We start from the raw sequence: 18198 nt of genomic DNA on the forward strand, positions 1-18198 counted from the left end.
CTTACTTTTTGGGAACAGGCGGCAGGACGCCGCCTTCTCCGATGATTCGTACACCATCCGCGCATACGCCATATGGCTCCCAACGGCAGGTCGCACACAGGTGGCTGATGTCTACTGGCTTCACTTCAAGGGCAACTTGCCCGCAAATGGTTGCCCAGGTCCGCTCCATACCTACCTCCAAGCCAAGCTTGGCAACAATCTCCGCATCACGCTGATACACCGTCCGGTTCTCGCAATGTGCAACTTGATCTTGCGGAAACGCAGCGCACAAATCATCAGGTCCGAGAACGACGCGGATCATGGTCTCAGGCTCTGTTCGCAGCTGCTCATAGACTATCGTCATATTCTCACAAAACGCTGGGGAATAGCCCATTCCTCGGTAGCCTAACAAACAGAGCAGATGATGCCCGCGAAGTTGGATCATAGGTTGTTTACCTTAGGCACACGGTACAGTCCGTATCCAGCCATCGAAATGACGGGTTCTTTGTCCTCGACGAGGCCGTCCCCTTTGGAATGCAAGGCAACATCAATGAGCCATTTGGTGAAATCGGCCACTGGCATGTCAGCCATTTCTTCTAAGCTGTAGAAACCTGCCGCATCTACCTCTACGCCATCAGGCTGAGGAGTTCCGCCGATGTATGACATTTCGAAAGCAATGTATACATTATGTATGCTTCTCGGCTGATCACGTACCGCTACCAAACGCGAGACGGACGCTTCGACTCCGCATTCCTCCAACACTTCACGCACGATCGTATCTTGAATCAGCTCGTGCTGCTCAATATATCCACCCGGGTTCGTCCAGCGTCCCTTCCCAGGCTCTTGCGCTCTGCGCACAAGTAAAATCTTCTCATCCTTCATCACCAGTGCACCGACACCGATACTGTAGTTCCCCCAATGAACAAAGCTGCACGATGTACAGGCTCTTCTCTCCGTTCCATCCACATCACGCGTCTCCATGGCAGCTCCGCAGCTCATGCAAAATTTGGCTTCCATCTGTCCCAGCTCCCTTTGGTCATCCATCGTCTAAATCATCTATATGCAAGCTTACTGCGAAAGATGGACAATAGGCAACTCCATATAGATGCGCTGAATGGTCGTTTGGCGTGGATATGGCGTAGGATGCGTCTGATGTGTGGGGATATCGCTGAATTTCACCTAAAACCACGCATGCACCCCATGGGAGCCAAAAATGCAAAAAGGCATCAATTTTCCGCGAAAACAGCTAAAACTAGCCGAATTAGTGCGAAAAGGCATCAATTTGGAGCGAAAAGGGTACCAAATGGCTGAGTGCCGGCAGAAATTGATGCTCTTTCGCATTTATTTCAGACGGAGAGGTCCAGCCGAGATAAATAGATGCTCTTTTGCACTTTTCATCTACAAAGTAGAAAAAAGAGGGCCCTGCCACACCCATGGCGTGCTGGCCCCCTCTCCAAACCTACACCAAAAACATCGCCACAATCGTTGTCACAGCTAAGCCGATGAGCACGGGCTTCAGATTCCGTCGCGCGAGCTCGAACGGACTCACACCGCAGATGGCCGCAGCTGGAATGAGCGCCCACGGAATCAAGGTTCCGCCGCCGACCCAGATGGCGGCAACTTGCCCGAGCGCAGTCAGCACCGCTGCGCCAGAGCCAATGGCGGTCGCGAACAGCTGCGCGATGGAGCCCGCCAGGGAAATGCCCGAGAAGCCGGAGCCGTCGAGGCCGGTAATGGCGCCGACGACGGTTAACGTCACGGCACCGATAGCACCGTTCAGCGGCACGACACCTGCAAGGGCCACACCCAAATCGTTCACGAGGCCGTGGGAACCTTCTGGTAATATTTTACCAAATAGCTCCGTAATGGCAGAGTCACCTAAATAGAAGAACGCAGCGATCGGGATGACGGGTCCGAAGACTTTGAAGCCAAACACGAATCCCTCGATTAAATAGGAGGTGATTTTCTCAACGCCAGCGTTTCGATGAGCGATCAATGTGACCGCGATTAAAATAAACACCGCTGTACCGCCGACGAGAGCGGTTGCATCGCCACCTTGCAAATTCAAGACAAACATAGCAATGACGTCCAAAGCAAACAATACTGGAATTGCAATGGCTAAACTTCTCTTCAATCGCTCGCCAATCAGCACTTTGCCCTCTTCCTCCACGGGAACAAGACCGCCGCTTTCCTCTAAACGGCTATCGATGAGTCCGCTGCGCCATTTGCCGTTTTTCATATCGCGCTTCATCAACCAGAACGCTGTTACCGTCGTAACAAGCCCCATTACAATAACGAGCGGAATGCTCGCTTCCATTACAGAGGACACCGGTATTCCCGCTGCATCCGCTGTCAATTTGGGTGCCCCTTGAATAATGTAGTCCCCGGATAGTGCAATTCCGTGACCGAAGAGGTTCATCGCCATAGCGGCACCGAGTGCCGGCAAGCCAACGCGAACAGCCACTGGCAGTAGCACAGCGCCAATCAACGCAACCGCAGGTGAAGGCCAAAAAAACCAGGACGTCACCATCATAATGATGCCGATACCCCAGAAGGCTAACGCTGGCGTTCTCAGAAATTTGGTCAGCGGCGCCACCATCGTTTCATTGATCCCCGTGCGAATTAAAACGCGACTCATGGCAACGATAATCGAGATGATCATAATCGTACCCATCAGCTCTTTAGTCGCATAAATAAAGCTGTTAAACACACCCGATACAGAGCCGCTCAACGTTTCCGTCGCTAACAACCCTAAAGTAAAAATACCCACCACACAAATCATCGTCGTATCTCTGCGTTTAACAAGAAGCGTAAGAATGAAACCAATGAACACTAAATAGACCCAATGAATCGGTAAAAGTTGAATATCCATCCTGCACCACACACCCTCTCAGCCCAAGCAGCAATTGGTGCTACATTCTATGCTCGGCAGGCTATAGGCGTTCGTCTAAATTCGGGCATTTCGCCACCTTGTGGTACAATATGAAAAGCGATTTTAACGAAGTAAGGGGAGAATCTACATGGCAAGGAATCAACGGTTACATTCAGATTCAGATTTTCAGGAGGTCATCGATCGACAGGGTGTTGTTCGTATTTTTAAAGATGACCATATTGTCGATTCCAATGCGGTAGTACTGCGCTTCAGTGATACGACAGTCGTCGTGCAAACACGTGTCAGCGATTTGACCTATTACGACCGGGCAGCTTGTGAGTTTTTTGAGATGAAAAAAAGATAGGCTCTGTTTGTGAACAAAAAAGAAGCCGCTTCAATGCGGCTCCTCACTATCGTTTCACTTTACTTTTTATGAAATTGCTTCATTTTCCACATCAAATCATCTTCTGATACATAGGACGCGCCTGCATGGATTCTAAAAATCTCATTACTTCCCTTATGATTGATCCCCTCTTTGGTCGTAAAGAAAAGTTCGATCCCCAATTCCTTTCCGACTTCAATCACGGTGTCATTATAAGCACCAAAAGGAAACGCGAGTAGACGATACTGAGGTCCTAACTCTTCCTCAATACGGTTGTCAGCCGTTAACAGATCTTGTTTAATTCTTTTGCGATACTCCGTATCGGTTTCTAATCTCTTTTCAGCTTCTAAATAAATGGGATTTGTCAGCATTGGCATTAGAGTATTGCCTGGACCCGCCTTGACTTTGTCATGATGATCATACGTATGAGAGTAGAAACTCATCCCGTTCTGTTTCATTTCTCTCATCTGATCCCATTTTAGACGCGGTGCCTTTGGATGATCTATGGAATCAACAACGATAAATTTGGTAGCATGAAAACCTAAGCTAAGTAATTCAGGATACGCTTGGGTATAGAAGGATTCATATCCATCATCAAACGTGATTAAAACCGCATTTTGAGGAACCTGAGCCTCATTCTTCATAAAATGAAGAAAATGTTCCATGCTGATTACATTGTAATCTTCTTTCTTTAGTCTCTGCATGTGGCTTTTAAATCTTTTTGGGGAAATTGTAATGCCATTTTCCTTCTCATCAATGTGATGATAGGTCAGTACAATGACTTTGTTGGTATAATGGACCTTTTGTTTGCTATAATCTGTTTGCATAAAAGATAGCGCATTTACTTGACGCTGTTGGGGTTGTAGCGTTTCTAGTTCTAATTGTTGTGCCACTTGTTTTACTTCTTGTTTCACTTCTTGTTTTACTACATCTTGTTCTACTAACTGCTCATAAGAAGGCACAAGTTGTTCTTCACTTATTACTTGTTCTGGGCTTATTGTCTGCTCAAAAGACTTCGGCAATACCGTAGGCAATAATACATAGAGACAAAATAAAACGCTAGAAAATAAAAGTACAGTAAACGCCAAATTCGTTGGATTTTCCAATTTCAGTCTATTCATGCTGACAACAACCCCATAGATGAGAATATAACAAATTAGGAAGATAGTATCATGGAAACGCTTTCTTGTAAACTATTTATTACACACGCATTACCCTTTAAAAGTTAATCTGTTCTGGTTTTTGTTGTTTTCCAAAAATTACACAAATCCATATAAAGCTAGCCACTACCTATTATTCGAAACACGATCTACGATTAGGATGTACTCAGGACATCCTAATTTGAGGAAGTAGGAGGTTGAAGAGAAAAGAACAACGTACTCGGGTTAAATCTATTAACCAGTAGTTATTTTACGTACAGAAATGAAAGCGTTATCACAGTTTAGGAGGTATTTTATGCCAAAGCCCATGTATCTTCCAACTAGATCTGCACATTTACTTTTAGTAGTTTTGACAATGGTTCTTACACTGATCGTTCCTGGGCGAAGCTACGCGGCTACTACGAATTGTAGTACAGCTTCCTGCTTAACAACTGCTCTATCCAACGCTGCGGCTGGAGATATCATTATTCTCGCATCTGGCACCTACACAGGCAATTTCGTTGCTGCTGCTAACGGAACCTCATCTAGCCCCATAGTCATTAAGAGTGCAAGCGCTTCATCCAAAGCTATCTTAAATGGTGGAGGTACCTCAAGCGGTTATGCTCTGTACATTACGGGCGATTACGTTCAAATCAAAGATCTGAAAATTACAAATGCGAAAAAAGGAATTATGCAAGATAATGCTAACAATGGCTTGATTGATGGCGTTGAAGTTTACAATATCGGAGAAGAGGGCGTCCATTACCGTGACGGAAGCTCGAATAATACCATCCAAAATTCCACTATCTATAATACGGGTACGCTTACTCCTGATTACGGTGAGGGTGTGTATGTCGGCTCTGATGTAGGTAAATGGGGAACTTATAATGCAGCAACTGACAATAACAAAATAAGCAATGTAACGATCGGGCCAAACGTTAGAGCAGAATCTGTGGATATTAAAGAAGGTTCTACGGGCACGATTGTTGAAAACAGCACATTTAACGGTACAGGGATCAGCGGCGCAAATTTCTCTGACAGCTTTATGGATGTTAAAGGTAATAACTCTATCATTCGTAATAACACCGTGAATCGGAATGGAAATTCGGTCATTGTGGATGCTTTTCAAGTTCATGAACGTTCAACAGGATGGGGCTTTAACAATGATTTCTACAATAATATTGTGAACATGGATAATAGCACACCTTATGTTGTCAATGTGGATGGCGGCTCTGCTAAAGCGTGTGGAAATACTCGCAGTCCTTCCGGGAATATGTATCTGGGCAGCGTTACCACCTACACAAGCTGTTCGGGAGGCGGTGGCACAAGCCCTGCCATTCTCACCGTATCTGCAGTAACGGATAGTGGTAATGACGGGAATGTCCCGCTGAATACAATTGACAATAGCTTGAGTACTCGTTGGTCCTCACAAGGTGATGGGCAATGGATTCGATACGATTTGGGCTCCAGTAAAACGATAGCTTACTTGTCTATTGCTTTTCATCAGGGGGATGTACGTACCACGACTTTCGATTTACAAGTATCCGCGGATGGCACGACGTGGTCTACGGTAGTAAGCAATAAAGTGAGTTCACAGACACTTTCGCAGGTACAATACGACTTCACAGACACGGTTGGTCGCTATGTAAGAATCGTTGGCCATGGCAACTCATCCGGAAATGGATGGAATAGTATCACAGAGGTAGATATCTACGGAATGTAGTCAAGCTTGTCTCATATTCCGCAAATCTGTCATTACTTCAACGAGGCTGCCATTCAAGCAGCCTCATTGTGATGGAACTCTATTGTTTTCTGTATCTTCCTCCTACTATCCGTTAAGTTCCATAGAGGCAAGCTGTACGAAGCTATAGCCTAATTTACGCAGCTCTGGTATCGCTTTGATGACGCCCTCAGCCGTATCCTTCTCTGGATGATTCATATGCGCAAGGACGATGGAACCGCTCAGAGCCTTTGTGAAGGCGTTGTACACTTGCTCCGTATTATAGGTCGCTCCCGCATCTCCAAGCACCGAATATCCCGCTAGTTCAAAGCCAAGATCATGGGCAACAGACGTCGCAACCTCATCGTAAAATGCCGTGCCTGAACGAAAAAATAAAGGTCTTTTTCCCGTCAGCTTCTCAATCTGATCCGCACTGTCATTCATTTCGTGTATGACCTCTTTGACGTTCTTCGTTCCCGCAATCCCATACGCCAGCTTGCCGTTCACGGATAAGGGGCGGTGCTCCGTGCCATGATTTTCGATCTCGAACAGAGGGTTCGTGGCCAGTTCAATAAAGGTGGTCGGATTCGCAGCAATCCATCTTGCATTGATGAAGAGCGTTGCTGGAATCTGCTCCTGAATCAGATACTGGATCAGCTTCTCATCGTAGCCGCTGCCGTCCTTCCCGCCGCAAGCATCAAAGGTGAGAGCAATCACTTTGTCCTTCGTAAGCAACCGAGTTTTCACACCGGGAACACGCTCTCCCCATTTCGTTGGTAAGACGGAGGCGTAACGTGCGATCAATGTTTGTTCCATCGACGCGAAAGCTGGAACAGCCTCAACCTCTGCATTTTTCGGATCATTTGATGGTTCTTTTGCTGGTACATTTGTTAGACTGCTTGATGATGGATGGGATGATGTCGTCGCTGCAGGTGACGCTGTCGGGCTGCTCACAGGTGTCGTCATCGCTACGCTCGTGGGTGAGGACCTTGATGGCTCAGCAGTAGTTAGCTGTGTCGGGGGTGTGGTTCCTGCAGTCGCAACTGATGTCTCCACCACCTTAGCCCCCTCCTCCCCTACACACCCTGCAAGCGCTGTCATCGCACATATAAAGAAAAGGAGGCACATCGTGCGCCCCCTCATTTGTGCTTCCGCCAATCTAATTTGCTTTTCTCCAGCTGATAAGCAAAATCATTTTCAAGACGCTTCTCTTCCGCCTTGCGAGCCGCTTCTACCCTGGCTCTCTCTGCGTCCTTCTTCGCTTGCTCTTCCGCTTTCATCGCGTCAGCCTGGGCTTTGAGTCCTTCCAAAATTTCCGGACGCAGCAGATCCTTCAGGGTTGCTGGTTTATCTTGCACGCTAGCCGCAGCTGGCGTCATTTTAGCTTTCTTTTTCACCATAATAAGGTCACCTCGTCTACATGTTCTCCCTATTATTGTACACGTCTATTGGTGTAAATGATACGGGACTGTCGCAACAACGATATCCTTATCGGCTTGAAGCTTCGAGCGAATACGCGCCGCAGACTGATTATGGAGCAGACGGTGCCACCATTTTTTTGGCATGAATTGCGGGAGAATAACCATGATAGACTGCTTCTCTGACACATGCGTGTCGATACGCTCAATGAATTCAGCCAGCGGCTTCAAGATCGTTCTATACCGCGACTTGAACACTACGAGGCGAACACCTGGATCCCAGATTTGCCATTTCTCCTGCATCGACTCCTCATCTTCATCCGAGAAGGAGACATAGAAAGCAATAACGTTAGGCGAGAGTGACTTCGCATAGTTCAGCGTTTGCTCTACAGCTTTATGAATCCCGGCCACAGGTACGATAATGACGGGTTCTTTGGTACAAACACGGTCTTGTGTGATATCGATGCGCAGCTGGTTGGCTACGTCATCGTAATGGTGGCTGATCTTCGTAATGATCCAGAGTAGAATCGGTGTCACGATAATGACGATCCAAGCGCCTTCGCTAAATTTCGTCACAGAGAATATGATGAGAACCGCGAAAGAAACGATGCCGCCTAAACCGTTGATGATCAATTTGCCGATCCAGCCGGATACGCGCTCCTTCAGCCATTTACGTACCAAACCTGCCTGAGCCAGTGTAAAGGATAAAAATACGCCGATCGCATAAAGCGGAATGAGTGCATCAGTCTTCCCTTTAAAGCCAATCAGAAGCAGACTTGCCAGCACGCCAAGCGTGATGATGCCATAATGATACGAAAGTCGATCTCCACGGAAGGAGAACATGCGCGGGAAGTTTTTGTCTTGGGCCATGATTGACGCCAAGATGGGGAATCCATTAAAGCTCGTATTAGCAGCTAGCACTAGAATAAGCATCGTCGCGATTTGAGTCGCATAGTACATCACGCCGCGTCCAAACGCTTGCTCGGTCACCATCGATAGAACCGAAGTGTGCCCGTTATGATCTGGGGCAATTCCATACCCTAAGGCGATCAACGTTACACCACCGAAGACGATTGCCAACAGGCCGCCCAAGGAGATGAGCGTGCGTTTAGCATTTTTGACAGATGGCGTTCGGAAATGCGGGACAGCATCGGAAATTGCTTCGATGCCTGTTACAGCTGAACAACCCGAGGAGAACGCCTTAAGAAGTACGAATAACGTTAATGAGTTCGTCGCAGCGTTAGGTGTGAAATCAATGGCATGCGTATTAAGTGAGCCGGTCATTAAATCGAAGATACCTTTACCTACTAACAACAGGATACAAAGGATGAAAAAGTACGTCGGAATCGCAAAAACGGTTCCTGATTCGGAAGTGCCTCGCAAATTAATCCAGACCATGATCCAAACCAGAAAGATGGTAAGCGGAACAATATACGGTACTGCAGAAGGAAAGGCCGAAGTAATCGCCTGCACACCTGCCGAGATCGAAACGGCCACGGTCAAGGTATAATCGATCAGCAGTGAGACACCTGTTAGTCGCCCCCACACCATGCCTAAATTTTCTTTGGTAACCATATAAGCGCCGCCACCCATCGGGTAGGCTTCAATCACTTGCCGATAGCTGAGCACAAGCAACAAAATCAATGCGATGATCGAAATCGCAATCGGCAAGGAGAATGCAAATGCAGCAATTCCCACGGTTGCGAGCTCTAACAGAATTTGCTCCGTCCCATACGATACAGAAGATAAGGCATCAGAAGACAGGATGGGGAGAGCTTTCCAGACAGGCATTTTCTCCGACTCAATCTCACTCGACTTTAGCGGCTTACCAAACACAATTTTCTTCAATGAATCACTTGTCATTTCGTGGTCGTTCCTCCAATAAAAGCTAATCTCAATGTACTAGTTGGGTAAAAATGACGCAAAAAAACACAAGGATTGACCTTGTGTTTTAAACACATGTTCTCCTTTCTCACGACCGCTTACGAGGTTAGCTGTCGGGTTCGGGCCGCGAGAAAATCTGCCCTAAAAGGTACTTGGTATCAGCACCATTATTCACCCCATGTTACTCGTGGTTCCCCCGCTTTTCTTAAAAGAAAATTAAGCGAAATATTCAACTGTTCATGTACGTGTTGAATACTACTCTCTTCTGTCAACATAGTAAAGGAGGGAAAAAACGTAAAAAGCTCTCTTCCACCTCTTCCATGCCCCAATAATTCGCTTACAATTACCTGATTCGTTGATTATCTTCCATTCTCGTAGGTACTCGAGGTATTTTGTGAAAAGTGACATGCTAGAACGATCATACCTGGATAAAACGAAGTAATTAGTTGGAAAAACGCCAGTTCATGGTGTAATTCACCCAATCTACGCGTGTTCCACCCCTTCTATCAAAAAATTGTTGTGCCCGATGATTGTCTGGTGCGGTGATCCAAGACATGTAGGCATAGCCGTTTTCCTTGGAATAGTTTTGACACTTCCGGAACAAGTCTTCTTCCGCAGCGGTTCCCCGAAATGGCTCTAGAAGGAACAGGTCGTTCATGATCGTAATAGGACTAGCCTTCATCGTGCTCCATGCAAAATACAGCGTCGCAAAGCCGATGAGCTCATCTTCCTTTTCGACCACAAACTGAATCCCCCCTTGCTCCTGAAGTAAGGTGCTGATCAGACGATGGATATCAGCCAACTCAGGCCGCGGCTTCTTATAAAAGCCGACAATATAGGCAACCATCAGCTCTGTTAATGCCTCCAAATCTTTCATTTCTGCTTTTCTTATCGCATGTCCCACTAGATTACCCCCTTGAATTTCAATGAATAATAATACATTTTAACGAATAAATATTCAGTTATCAACTATTTTTACCATGGCCAATTCGTTGACACATTGTACCCACCATGCTAATCTGTAACAAAATAGATTATAGTTAAGGATCGGATGGTGTACGATGTCAAACAATGCAATCACTTCTAATACTGGAACCACAAACGCTCAATCAGAGCTGCCTAGCCGCTTACGAGAAACGCCTGTCTCCTGGTTACTCTGCTTTACTATTGTACTGGTGATCATGAACACAATGATGTTCAATCTGGCTTTGCCCAAGATTTCCGTACAATTTGAACTCAGCCCCTCAACGGCATCGTGGATCGTCACGGGGTATTCGATCATTTTCGCTATTTCTTCTATTACCTATAGCCGCTTGTCCGACTTTGTACCCATTCGCAGACTTTACGTCATTGCTCTGCTTTCACTAGGCGGTGCATCCATCCTAGGGCTGTTCACGGACAGCTTTGGACTCTTGCTGCTTACAAGGTTGATTCAAGCATCTGGCGCAGGCGCGATTCCATCGCTCGGTATCGTTCTCGTAACCCGCTACATTCCGCTGTCGCGTAGAGGTAGAGCTATGTCGCTTATTTTGTCTGCCGCGTCACTCGGTCTAGGACTTGGCCCCGTCGCTGGCGGTTCCATCGTTCAATACTTGGGATGGCATTTCCTATTCGTCATTACTGGCATTACGCTTCTACTTATCCCTATCTTTCTTGTCTTACTCCCAAAAGAAAAAGCAGAAAGCGGCTCGTTCGATTTCATCGGTGCGCTGCTCCTAGGGATTGGGACGACGGGTTTGCTGCTCTTCCTAACGTCGAAGAGTGTCGTTGCCCTCCTCGTTGGCGTTCTTGCGCTTGCCCTGTTCGCACTGCGCATTCGCCGAGCCTCTCAACCGTTCGTACTGCCTGCCCTATTCGCCGATAAGCCTTATATGGCGCTTGGCGCAATCGGCGTGACTTCCTATATGATCAGCTTCGGCTTCCTGTTCCTCGCGCCTCAGATGCTTGCTCGGGTGTTCGGTTTAGCTCCGCTCACTTCGGGACTTTTGCTCTTCCCAGGTGCTCTGATTGCCATGCTGGTGTCGAACCGTGTCGGCCGCATCATTGACCGTTATGGCAATACGGCGTTGCTGCGCTACGTGCCATGGTTGATGCTGCTTTCTACCGTGCTGCTAGCCTTGACTGCCAGCTATTCCTACTACTGGATTGCCGCACTCTACATCTTAGTCAGCATCAGCTTCACAACACTTTCCAGCGCTGTATCCAATGAATTATCTCGGCAATTGACCAAAGATCGCGTCGGATCAGGGATGGGCTTGTTCCAATTGCTGCAATTTATCAGCGGCGCATTCGCCGTCGCACTCTCGGGCAGTACGCTAGTCTGGCAGAAGTCGTTGCCGCTCGAACGCGCTTTTGACAACCTCATCTGGGGCATGGCGGTGATTGCGATCCTAACGATCGGCAGCTCCATTTTATACAAAAGTTATGCAAAAAAGAGGCAAACAGAGCACTCAACTACGGAGACGGTAGGTAGAGCAGCTGTGCCTCAGACTGCAACTGAATAAATAAAAAGCTGATTCGAGAACTGTGGTCACTGCCACTGGGTCTCGTTTCAGCTTTTTTAGTTCGTTACTGGACATTAATTCGGCACGTGATAATTGCGGGTTCTGGATTTTTGCTTCCAAATCATTTTCTTCCAAATGAGTGGAATGCCGCCGATGAGGTATAAGTAACGGGCATCAATCATTTTTTTGATAAAAGAGGCCAGACGGCCCTTCACTTTCTTAACTTTGAGCAATCCTACAGCCTCACCTCGGCCCAAGGATGCGACAGTGCCTTTGAAATCATATACAAACGGCTTCAACTCTTTGCCTCGAACAGTCTGAATGAGATTCCTTGCTGCGTTATAGCCCTGTTGGACAGCAATTTGAGCATTCGCAGGATAGGGCGTACCTTCTGGGCTTGTAACAATCGAGCAATCACCGGTAATGAAGATTTCTGGAAATTGATACGAGCGCAAGCAGCTATCTACTTTTACCCGGCCCCGCTGAACATCGAACCCCGCTTGCTGCAGCAAGGAATTGCCGCGAATCCCCCCGGACCATACGACCGTGCCTGCGCGAATGAACTCGCCGTTGCCGAGAATCACCCCTTCGGGTGTACATGCCTTGATCGCGGTAGATAGTTTATATTGCACCCCTTTGCGGCGCATCACTTCCATCCCATATTCGATCAAATCCGCCGGAAGACCGGGAGGCAGCGCCGACGGGGAGGCTTCCACATTATAAATACGGACATCCGCAGGATCGACATCATAGGTTTTACACAGAATAGGAACACGGTCTGCCAGTTCTCCGACAAATTCCGTACCCGTGAATCCCGCGCCGCCAACGACGAAGGTCAGATAATCCTTGCGCTTCGGGGCCATTTTAGACTTGGCAAACATATATTCAATGTGCTGCCGAATGAAGCGGACGCTATTAATGCTTTTGATCGACATCGCATATTCATTCATGCCCGGAATACCGAAGGTTTCCGTCTCACTTCCTAACCCAATGACGAGATAGTCATACTCGAGTGTAGCCTCTTCCAGCACAATTTTCTTTTCATTAGGCAAAATTTCTCTAACCGTCGACTTCACGAACCGAATCTTCCGTTCATCAATCAGATCCGAAATGGTAACACGCGCGTTATCATGGTGATCTGTACCGGCAGCCGGCATATGCAGATGTGTCGTAATAAAGTGATAGTCGTGCTTATTGACCAATGTAATGTTCATCTCATTCCTTCTCATCTTCTTCTGAAGCCTTATCGCTGTGACAAGTCCGCCATAGCCTGCGCCTAGGATGACAATTCTGGGTTTACTCATGTGTCTCAACACTCCTCCGGTTGTGAAATTAATCACATATATGCTTGTGAAAATAATCACAAATCTTCACAAGATGAGCCGGTAACCGACTCTCTTATAGTGTATGCGTCATTTTCAAAGAAATAACTGTAGTTTGACTATTTATGAAAAAAAGGCGTGAAAGGACTAAGATCAACAGCCCTCTACGCCTTTGTGTTGGCTTCCAAATCCGTCGCCTTGTCTTGCAAATTGCGCAGCCGATAGCAGTTCATGCCTGCCACGCCAAGCTCCTCGAGCAAGCCAAAGTTAGCCCATGCGCCCACCACGGCCCCGATGCCGGGGATGAGCTGGAGCATTTTACGAAAATCAATCGTATCCCGATACTCTTGCTGCAGCTGCAGCCAATTCACTTGATTCATATAATCTGCCGCAGGGGGAAATGTCTGCGAAATGGCCGGCCAATTCTTAATCGTATGAAGCAGCTCCGGCTTCTTCTTCGCGCTCGAAAAGGCCAATTGAAACACATACAAAATGAACAATCTTTCTCTATAATCCCGCGTCGAATACCCGTAAATATGCGCTAATTCAAAAAGGAATTTCAGCTTAATCCCGATCAGAATCGGAAAATCAGCTAGCCCGAGCAAAATACCGCCAGCCCCCGCTCCTGCTCCCTCGGCGGCAGCGATCTTTTTGTACAGAGACAGCAGTTCCTCTGCCTTCGTATCGCGATCGGCCATGGATATAGATGCGCCCTTGAGCGGCTCAGTCGCAGGCATATAATTGATGCCAAAAAGAGTCGTTTGCACAATCCCTTTGACCGTTGCCGTAATCGTATTGTGAATTTTCTCTGGGATCACTTGGTTGATGCGGTTTTGAACAGATTTGGAGGCACGCTCAATCAGGTTGGGTTGCTTTTGCAGACGTATTTCCCAGCGCCCCAGCTTTCTCTGCATCTGCTGCTCGTAAATGGTATACCCTTGATCCATTGCCCACCGCCGCTCTTCGTCATCGTTCGTTTAAGTATAATATACCGCGGGGAGGGGCTCAAGGTGACTGCACTCAAAAAAGCTGTTCCCCTAGTTGGGTTTCGGGAGCTTGCGAATGAATGCGTTCAGGTTTTCTTCCCCGTTGATAAACAGCCTTTTGAGCAGGTAGGGGGACTGCTGATTGGTCGTGAAGCCCTGATCGATCGTAAATGCGAACCGAAAGCCGTGATCTTTTAAGATCTTTAACGTTGTTTTGTTATATTCGCCATAGGGATAGCAGAATACGTCCGCTTGTATGCCTAGCTTTTCCTCAATTAGCTTCCTAGCTTCCGTGATTTCGAATGCTTGTTGTTCCGCTGAAAGTTGGGGCAGATGGGGATGTGTCATGCCATGTGGTTGAATGTCCCAGCCTGCCTGTTGCAGCTGCTTAATCTGATCCCAGTTCAGATAACCATGGTGCTCGACCATGCCTGGAGACATGAAGAGTGTCGCTGGGAAATCGTATTTGGCCAGAATCGGCATAGCCTCTTCCACATTATCCACATAGCCGTCATCAAACGTAAGCAAAACCGGCTTTTGTGGCGTCGACTGCCCATGTTCACCGGCTAGAAGGCTAGTAAAAGTTGCGAGTGTAATGGGCGTGTATCCATGGTCATGCAGATATTTCATTTGTTCCTCCAGCTTCGCTGGGGAAATAACGACCACATTTCCCGGGTCAATCGTAACGCTGTGATAGTTGAGGACGGGAATGCTGATTCGTGACGGTGGAACGTAAGTAACCGTTGTAACGGATGTTGTCTGAGTTGGAGGTGTGTCCACTGGAACCGTTGTTGGCGTGTCCACTGGGATGGATGGTGGTTGAGGTGGGGCTGAGTCGGCTTCTATCTGGACTTGTGGAGGCTGCTCAAGCTTGTCCGGTATAACGATTGGAGGAACCTCAAACGACGGTGTTGGTACGGGAGATTCGATTAACTCCTCGGCTTGTGCTTCTATGAGAATCGGTGCGGATGAGGGGTTAAGCCCACTCATGTAAAGGAGCAAAAGTAAGGCAAAAAGGCCAGCTAGTAGCGAGTAGAAAAGGATTCTCTTTCTTTGGATGTTCATAGCTCACCAACCATTTCTAGAGTAATAGTCTATTACTCTATTTGTAAGCAATGGTTGAGAGAAATATTCCTAGATTTCAGATTAGTAGCAAGGAATAGATGCAAGGAAAAAAAGAGCGCAAGGCTTGCTAGGGCAAGGCTTGCGCAGGTGGAGTACTTGAATTGCCCGAGCTTCTGGGCACTATCCCCTTCGCTCAGGTTATGGATCGACGCTTGCTTACCGAAGGGGATGGTGGCGAATCATAAACGTCTGCTTCATCCCTAACGGACACCGAAGACGCTATTTTCGATAAATTAGCTCTTTCCAGCAACTAACGGACACCACAGCCGTTAATTGGGCCTAGCAACCCTGGAACACTAAGAATGAGGGTGCATAGCTTCGTTTGTGTCCGTTACCTTATCAAAACAGCCTGAATGCCGCCAAATAACTTCTCCTGAGTCCGCTAGCGTTCGTTTTAGTCGAGTTATTACGTATAAAGCAATAGCCCCCATGCGAGAAGAGCACCCACCACTAAGAACGTATCCGTAAGCTGCCATTTCAGCGTATTCTTCCTTAGGAGCAGCGTCTTTCCGTCGATTTGTTTCATCTCCATCGCAACGGTCATTTGCTCCGCTTTGTGGAACATCCCAAGTAAGAGTGGAACGACCAAGGCAGGTATGTCGCGCACCCGAACACTGCCTTGGCGGACAGATGCTTTGCCCCGGGCTCGTACAATTGTCGCGAATTGCTGCCACTCCCGCAGGATGAGCGGGATGAAACGAAAAACAAACGAAACTGCCAAGGAGAAGGAAGCCACCGGCAGCTTCACCTTGTGCAAATATTTCAACGCCCAGTTGAGCCCCTGTACGAGCTGACCGTAAGGAGTCGACATGGCAAGCCAGTAACCTGCCATCAAGACGACAAATAAACGTATCAGTATGAACGTTGTACTCCAGCCGTTGTCGACAGCGTAGCCCAGCGGAGAGAATTCAATGCCCGCCAGCGCGACGGAAAAGATCACGAAAATCGCATAAGACGTAGCGACTTTGATGATTCCGCGCACGACACTGCGCGGAAGACCGAGAAAGGCGCAGCCGACGAGCCCTGCGGCCATCGCGACGCTGCCCCACCCCTGCTGCCCCATCGTCCCGATGGCGAGCAGCAGATAGAGCAGCCACTTCGCGCGCGGGTCAAGCCGCAGCCACCCTGCCTGCGGCTTGAGTGGTTGCACCTGCGGCCGCTGCGGTGGCTGCGCCACGCGCGCTGCGCGGGTGGCAGCTGCCGGCGCCGCGGCGCTGCTGCCTTCGCGCAGCGCGGCCAAGATCGCCGCTGCGGCCTCTGCCGGCGTGAGCTGATCCGGCGCGATGGCGATGCCAACGCGCGCCAGCTCTTGTGCGGCCTCCGCGCAGCTCGGGAGGCCAACCCCGGCGCGCGCTAGCACCTCGGGCGCGCGGCAGAGTTCTTGTGGCGAGCCGTCGAAGACGAGCTCGCCATGGTCTAGAACGAGGACACGGTCCGCCAGCGGAAAGAACGTGTCCAGGTCGTGCGTGGCGATGACGAGTCCGCCACGGGTTCGCGCGCGCAGCATGCGCAGCAGCTCGCGCACGGCGGCCGCCTCGAGGCCGGCAGTTGGCTCATCCATGAGGAGCCAATCCGGCGCCGTGGCGAAGGTGGTCGCCAGCGCGAGCCGGCGCTGCTCGCCGCCGCTGAGCGCGAAGGGCGAGCGATCCATGGCGAATACGCCACGCGGGTCAAGCGCATGAGTCGCATCACGGATGCGGCGTTCGCGCTCTTCCTTTTCCAATTTGTAGGGCCTGAGCGAGTAGGCGAATTCTTGGCGGATGCTACGGGCAAACAACTGCTGCTCCGGAAATTGGAACGTTAAGCCGAAGCGAAGGAGCTGCTTAGGATCCACCTTCGCAGGTTTGAGCCAAATGGACTGCTCGTCCAGCGTAATCATTCCAGCTTGTGGTTTCAGTAATCCCGACATCACTTGCAGCAGCGTCGATTTCCCTGATCCTGCATGGCCGATCAGCAACGTCAGATTTCCCTCTTGCAAGGTAAAGCTTATATCTTGGAGCAGTGTCACATCCGGCGAATCCGGAGCGGTCACACTTACTCCTTTCAATACTATCGACATGAGATCGCCTCCGCCAGCTCTTCCATATTCAGCGGAAGGGAATGTAGGGTGAGTCCCTGCTCTAGCAAATGCATCGCCGTTTGGATCGCAAAAGGCGGATCAAAGCCAAGCTCCACACAAGGAGAAGATTTCTCCCCAGCTTCTCCATAAAAGAACTTGCGAGGCTCCCCATCAAACGTAATCCTACCCTCACCAAAACCTACTACGCGGGTCGCATCCGCTACCTCTTCCAATCGATGTGAAATCCAAACGATCGTCGTTCCACGCTGATGCGCTTGACGTACAACTTCACGAACTTCCTTGCGGGAGGCAGGATCCAACATCGCTGTCGGTTCATCCAAAAGAAGAATCTCTGGACGAGCCGCTAGAGCTACAGCGAGATTAACCAACTGCTTCTGCCCACCGGATAACGTTGCCATCGTGCGTTCTGGTGATAGCGATAAACCTACAGCAGCTAATACATCTACATACCAGCCCCTGCGTTCCTCAGCCGATAACTGCTGCGCTTGCGGCAAGAAATCTAGCTCCTCTGCTATCGTTTCTCCTATGAACTGCGCCTCTGGCAACTGGAGTACACCTCTTATCGTGGAAGCCACATCGTTGGTTCTGCGCTGCATTTGTCCTTCCGACAACGGGTTTAAGCCAAGCAGCACGCTAGCAAGCGTACTTTTCCCGCTTCCATTTGGGCCTACGACAGCTATCCACTCACCTCTATGAATGTCTAGCGAAACGCCTGACCACACGCGCCGCCCTTCCCCCGACTCCGTTCGATAAACGATCGAAGCGTTCTTTAATGACATTAATTTCT

At 48.8% G+C, this 18198-nt stretch carries 17 protein-coding genes and 1 riboswitch; of the genes, 3 read left to right on the forward strand and 14 right to left on the reverse strand.

From position 1 onward, the window contains the following. Position 1 precedes the first annotated feature (1 nt). The 4 genes from AC58QO_RS18165 to AC58QO_RS18180 all read right to left on the reverse strand — a co-directional run bounded on the left by AC58QO_RS18165 (position 2) and on the right by AC58QO_RS18180 (position 2851). A complete protein-coding gene (locus AC58QO_RS18165) occupies positions 2–424 on the reverse strand; it encodes a DUF1284 domain-containing protein (RefSeq protein WP_497267945.1) in 423 nt (140 codons plus the stop codon). Further along, positions 421–996 carry an NUDIX domain-containing protein gene (locus AC58QO_RS18170; protein WP_497267947.1) on the reverse strand — a complete coding sequence of 192 codons (576 nt, stop codon included), beginning with the start codon at positions 994–996 and terminating at the stop codon, positions 421–423. Before AC58QO_RS18170 ends, AC58QO_RS18165 begins: the two co-directional genes overlap by 4 nt. A 244-nt stretch (positions 997–1240) precedes the next feature. Next, positions 1241–1414 (reverse strand): hypothetical protein, encoded by a 174-nt coding sequence (locus AC58QO_RS18175; protein ID WP_497267949.1) that lies wholly within the window; start codon positions 1412–1414, stop codon positions 1241–1243. 24 nt (positions 1415–1438) lie between these two features. Next, positions 1439–2851 (reverse strand): hypothetical protein, encoded by a 1413-nt coding sequence (locus AC58QO_RS18180; protein WP_497267950.1) that lies wholly within the window; start codon positions 2849–2851, stop codon positions 1439–1441. Positions 2852–2999: 148 nt separating this feature from the next. Between AC58QO_RS18180 and AC58QO_RS18185 the strand changes: the two genes are divergently transcribed. Beyond that, complete coding sequence (locus AC58QO_RS18185; RefSeq protein WP_497267952.1) at positions 3000–3215, forward strand: hypothetical protein; 216 nt, start codon at positions 3000–3002, stop codon at positions 3213–3215. 59 nt (positions 3216–3274) lie between these two features. On the opposite strand, the gene AC58QO_RS18190 is transcribed toward AC58QO_RS18185, so the two are convergent. Next, positions 3275–4354 carry a polysaccharide deacetylase family protein gene (locus AC58QO_RS18190; protein ID WP_497267953.1) on the reverse strand — a complete coding sequence of 360 codons (1080 nt, stop codon included), beginning with the start codon at positions 4352–4354 and terminating at the stop codon, positions 3275–3277. A gap of 334 nt (positions 4355–4688) precedes the next feature. Between AC58QO_RS18190 and AC58QO_RS18195 the strand changes: the two genes are divergently transcribed. Continuing rightward, entirely contained in the window at positions 4689–6095 is a 1407-nt protein-coding gene (locus AC58QO_RS18195) for a discoidin domain-containing protein (protein WP_497267955.1), read from the forward strand. A 105-nt stretch (positions 6096–6200) separates the two neighbouring features. Here the strand turns inward: AC58QO_RS18195 and AC58QO_RS18200 are convergent, their stop codons facing one another. The 4 genes from AC58QO_RS18200 to AC58QO_RS18215 form a co-directional block, all read right to left on the reverse strand. Then, complete coding sequence (locus tag AC58QO_RS18200; protein WP_497267957.1) at positions 6201–7151, reverse strand: polysaccharide deacetylase family protein; 951 nt, start codon at positions 7149–7151, stop codon at positions 6201–6203. An 80-nt stretch (positions 7152–7231) separates the two neighbouring features. Next, positions 7232–7492, reverse strand: coding sequence for a YqkE family protein (locus AC58QO_RS18205; protein WP_497253117.1), 261 nt, complete (start codon positions 7490–7492; stop codon positions 7232–7234). Between the two features lie 45 nt (positions 7493–7537). Further along, a complete protein-coding gene (locus AC58QO_RS18210) occupies positions 7538–9373 on the reverse strand; it encodes an APC family permease (RefSeq protein WP_497267959.1) in 1836 nt (611 codons plus the stop codon). 101 nt (positions 9374–9474) lie between these two features. Beyond that, positions 9475–9627, reverse strand: a riboswitch (cyclic di-AMP (ydaO/yuaA leader). A gap of 209 nt (positions 9628–9836) precedes the next feature. Next, a complete protein-coding gene (locus AC58QO_RS18215; RefSeq protein ID WP_497267961.1) occupies positions 9837–10298 on the reverse strand; it encodes a GNAT family N-acetyltransferase in 462 nt (153 codons plus the stop codon). Between the two features lie 157 nt (positions 10299–10455). Here AC58QO_RS18215 and AC58QO_RS18220 point away from each other — a divergent pair, with 157 nt between their 5' ends. After that, complete coding sequence (locus AC58QO_RS18220) at positions 10456–11898, forward strand: MFS transporter (protein ID WP_497267963.1); 1443 nt, start codon at positions 10456–10458, stop codon at positions 11896–11898. A gap of 74 nt (positions 11899–11972) precedes the next feature. Here AC58QO_RS18220 and AC58QO_RS18225 read toward each other — a convergent pair whose 3' ends face one another. The 5 genes from AC58QO_RS18225 to AC58QO_RS18245 form a co-directional block, all read right to left on the reverse strand. After that, entirely contained in the window at positions 11973–13202 is a 1230-nt protein-coding gene (locus tag AC58QO_RS18225) for an NAD(P)/FAD-dependent oxidoreductase (RefSeq protein ID WP_497267965.1), read from the reverse strand. 182 nt (positions 13203–13384) lie between these two features. Further along, positions 13385–14167, reverse strand: a complete 783-nt coding sequence (locus AC58QO_RS18230; protein ID WP_497267966.1) for an EcsC family protein — start codon at positions 14165–14167, stop codon at positions 13385–13387. Positions 14168–14257: 90 nt separating this feature from the next. Next, on the reverse strand, positions 14258–15271 hold the full coding sequence (locus tag AC58QO_RS18235; protein WP_497267968.1) for a polysaccharide deacetylase family protein: 1014 nt from the start codon (positions 15269–15271) through the stop codon (positions 14258–14260). 466 nt (positions 15272–15737) lie between these two features. Continuing rightward, a complete protein-coding gene (locus AC58QO_RS18240) occupies positions 15738–17390 on the reverse strand; it encodes an ATP-binding cassette domain-containing protein (RefSeq protein ID WP_497267969.1) in 1653 nt (550 codons plus the stop codon). After that, entirely contained in the window at positions 17381–18190 is an 810-nt protein-coding gene (locus AC58QO_RS18245) for an ATP-binding cassette domain-containing protein (RefSeq protein ID WP_497267971.1), read from the reverse strand. The genes AC58QO_RS18240 and AC58QO_RS18245 overlap by 10 nt, the downstream gene beginning before the upstream one ends. Between the last annotated feature and the right edge of the window lie 8 nt (positions 18191–18198).

It is taken from the genome of Paenibacillus sp. J31R30, from assembly GCF_059692115.1.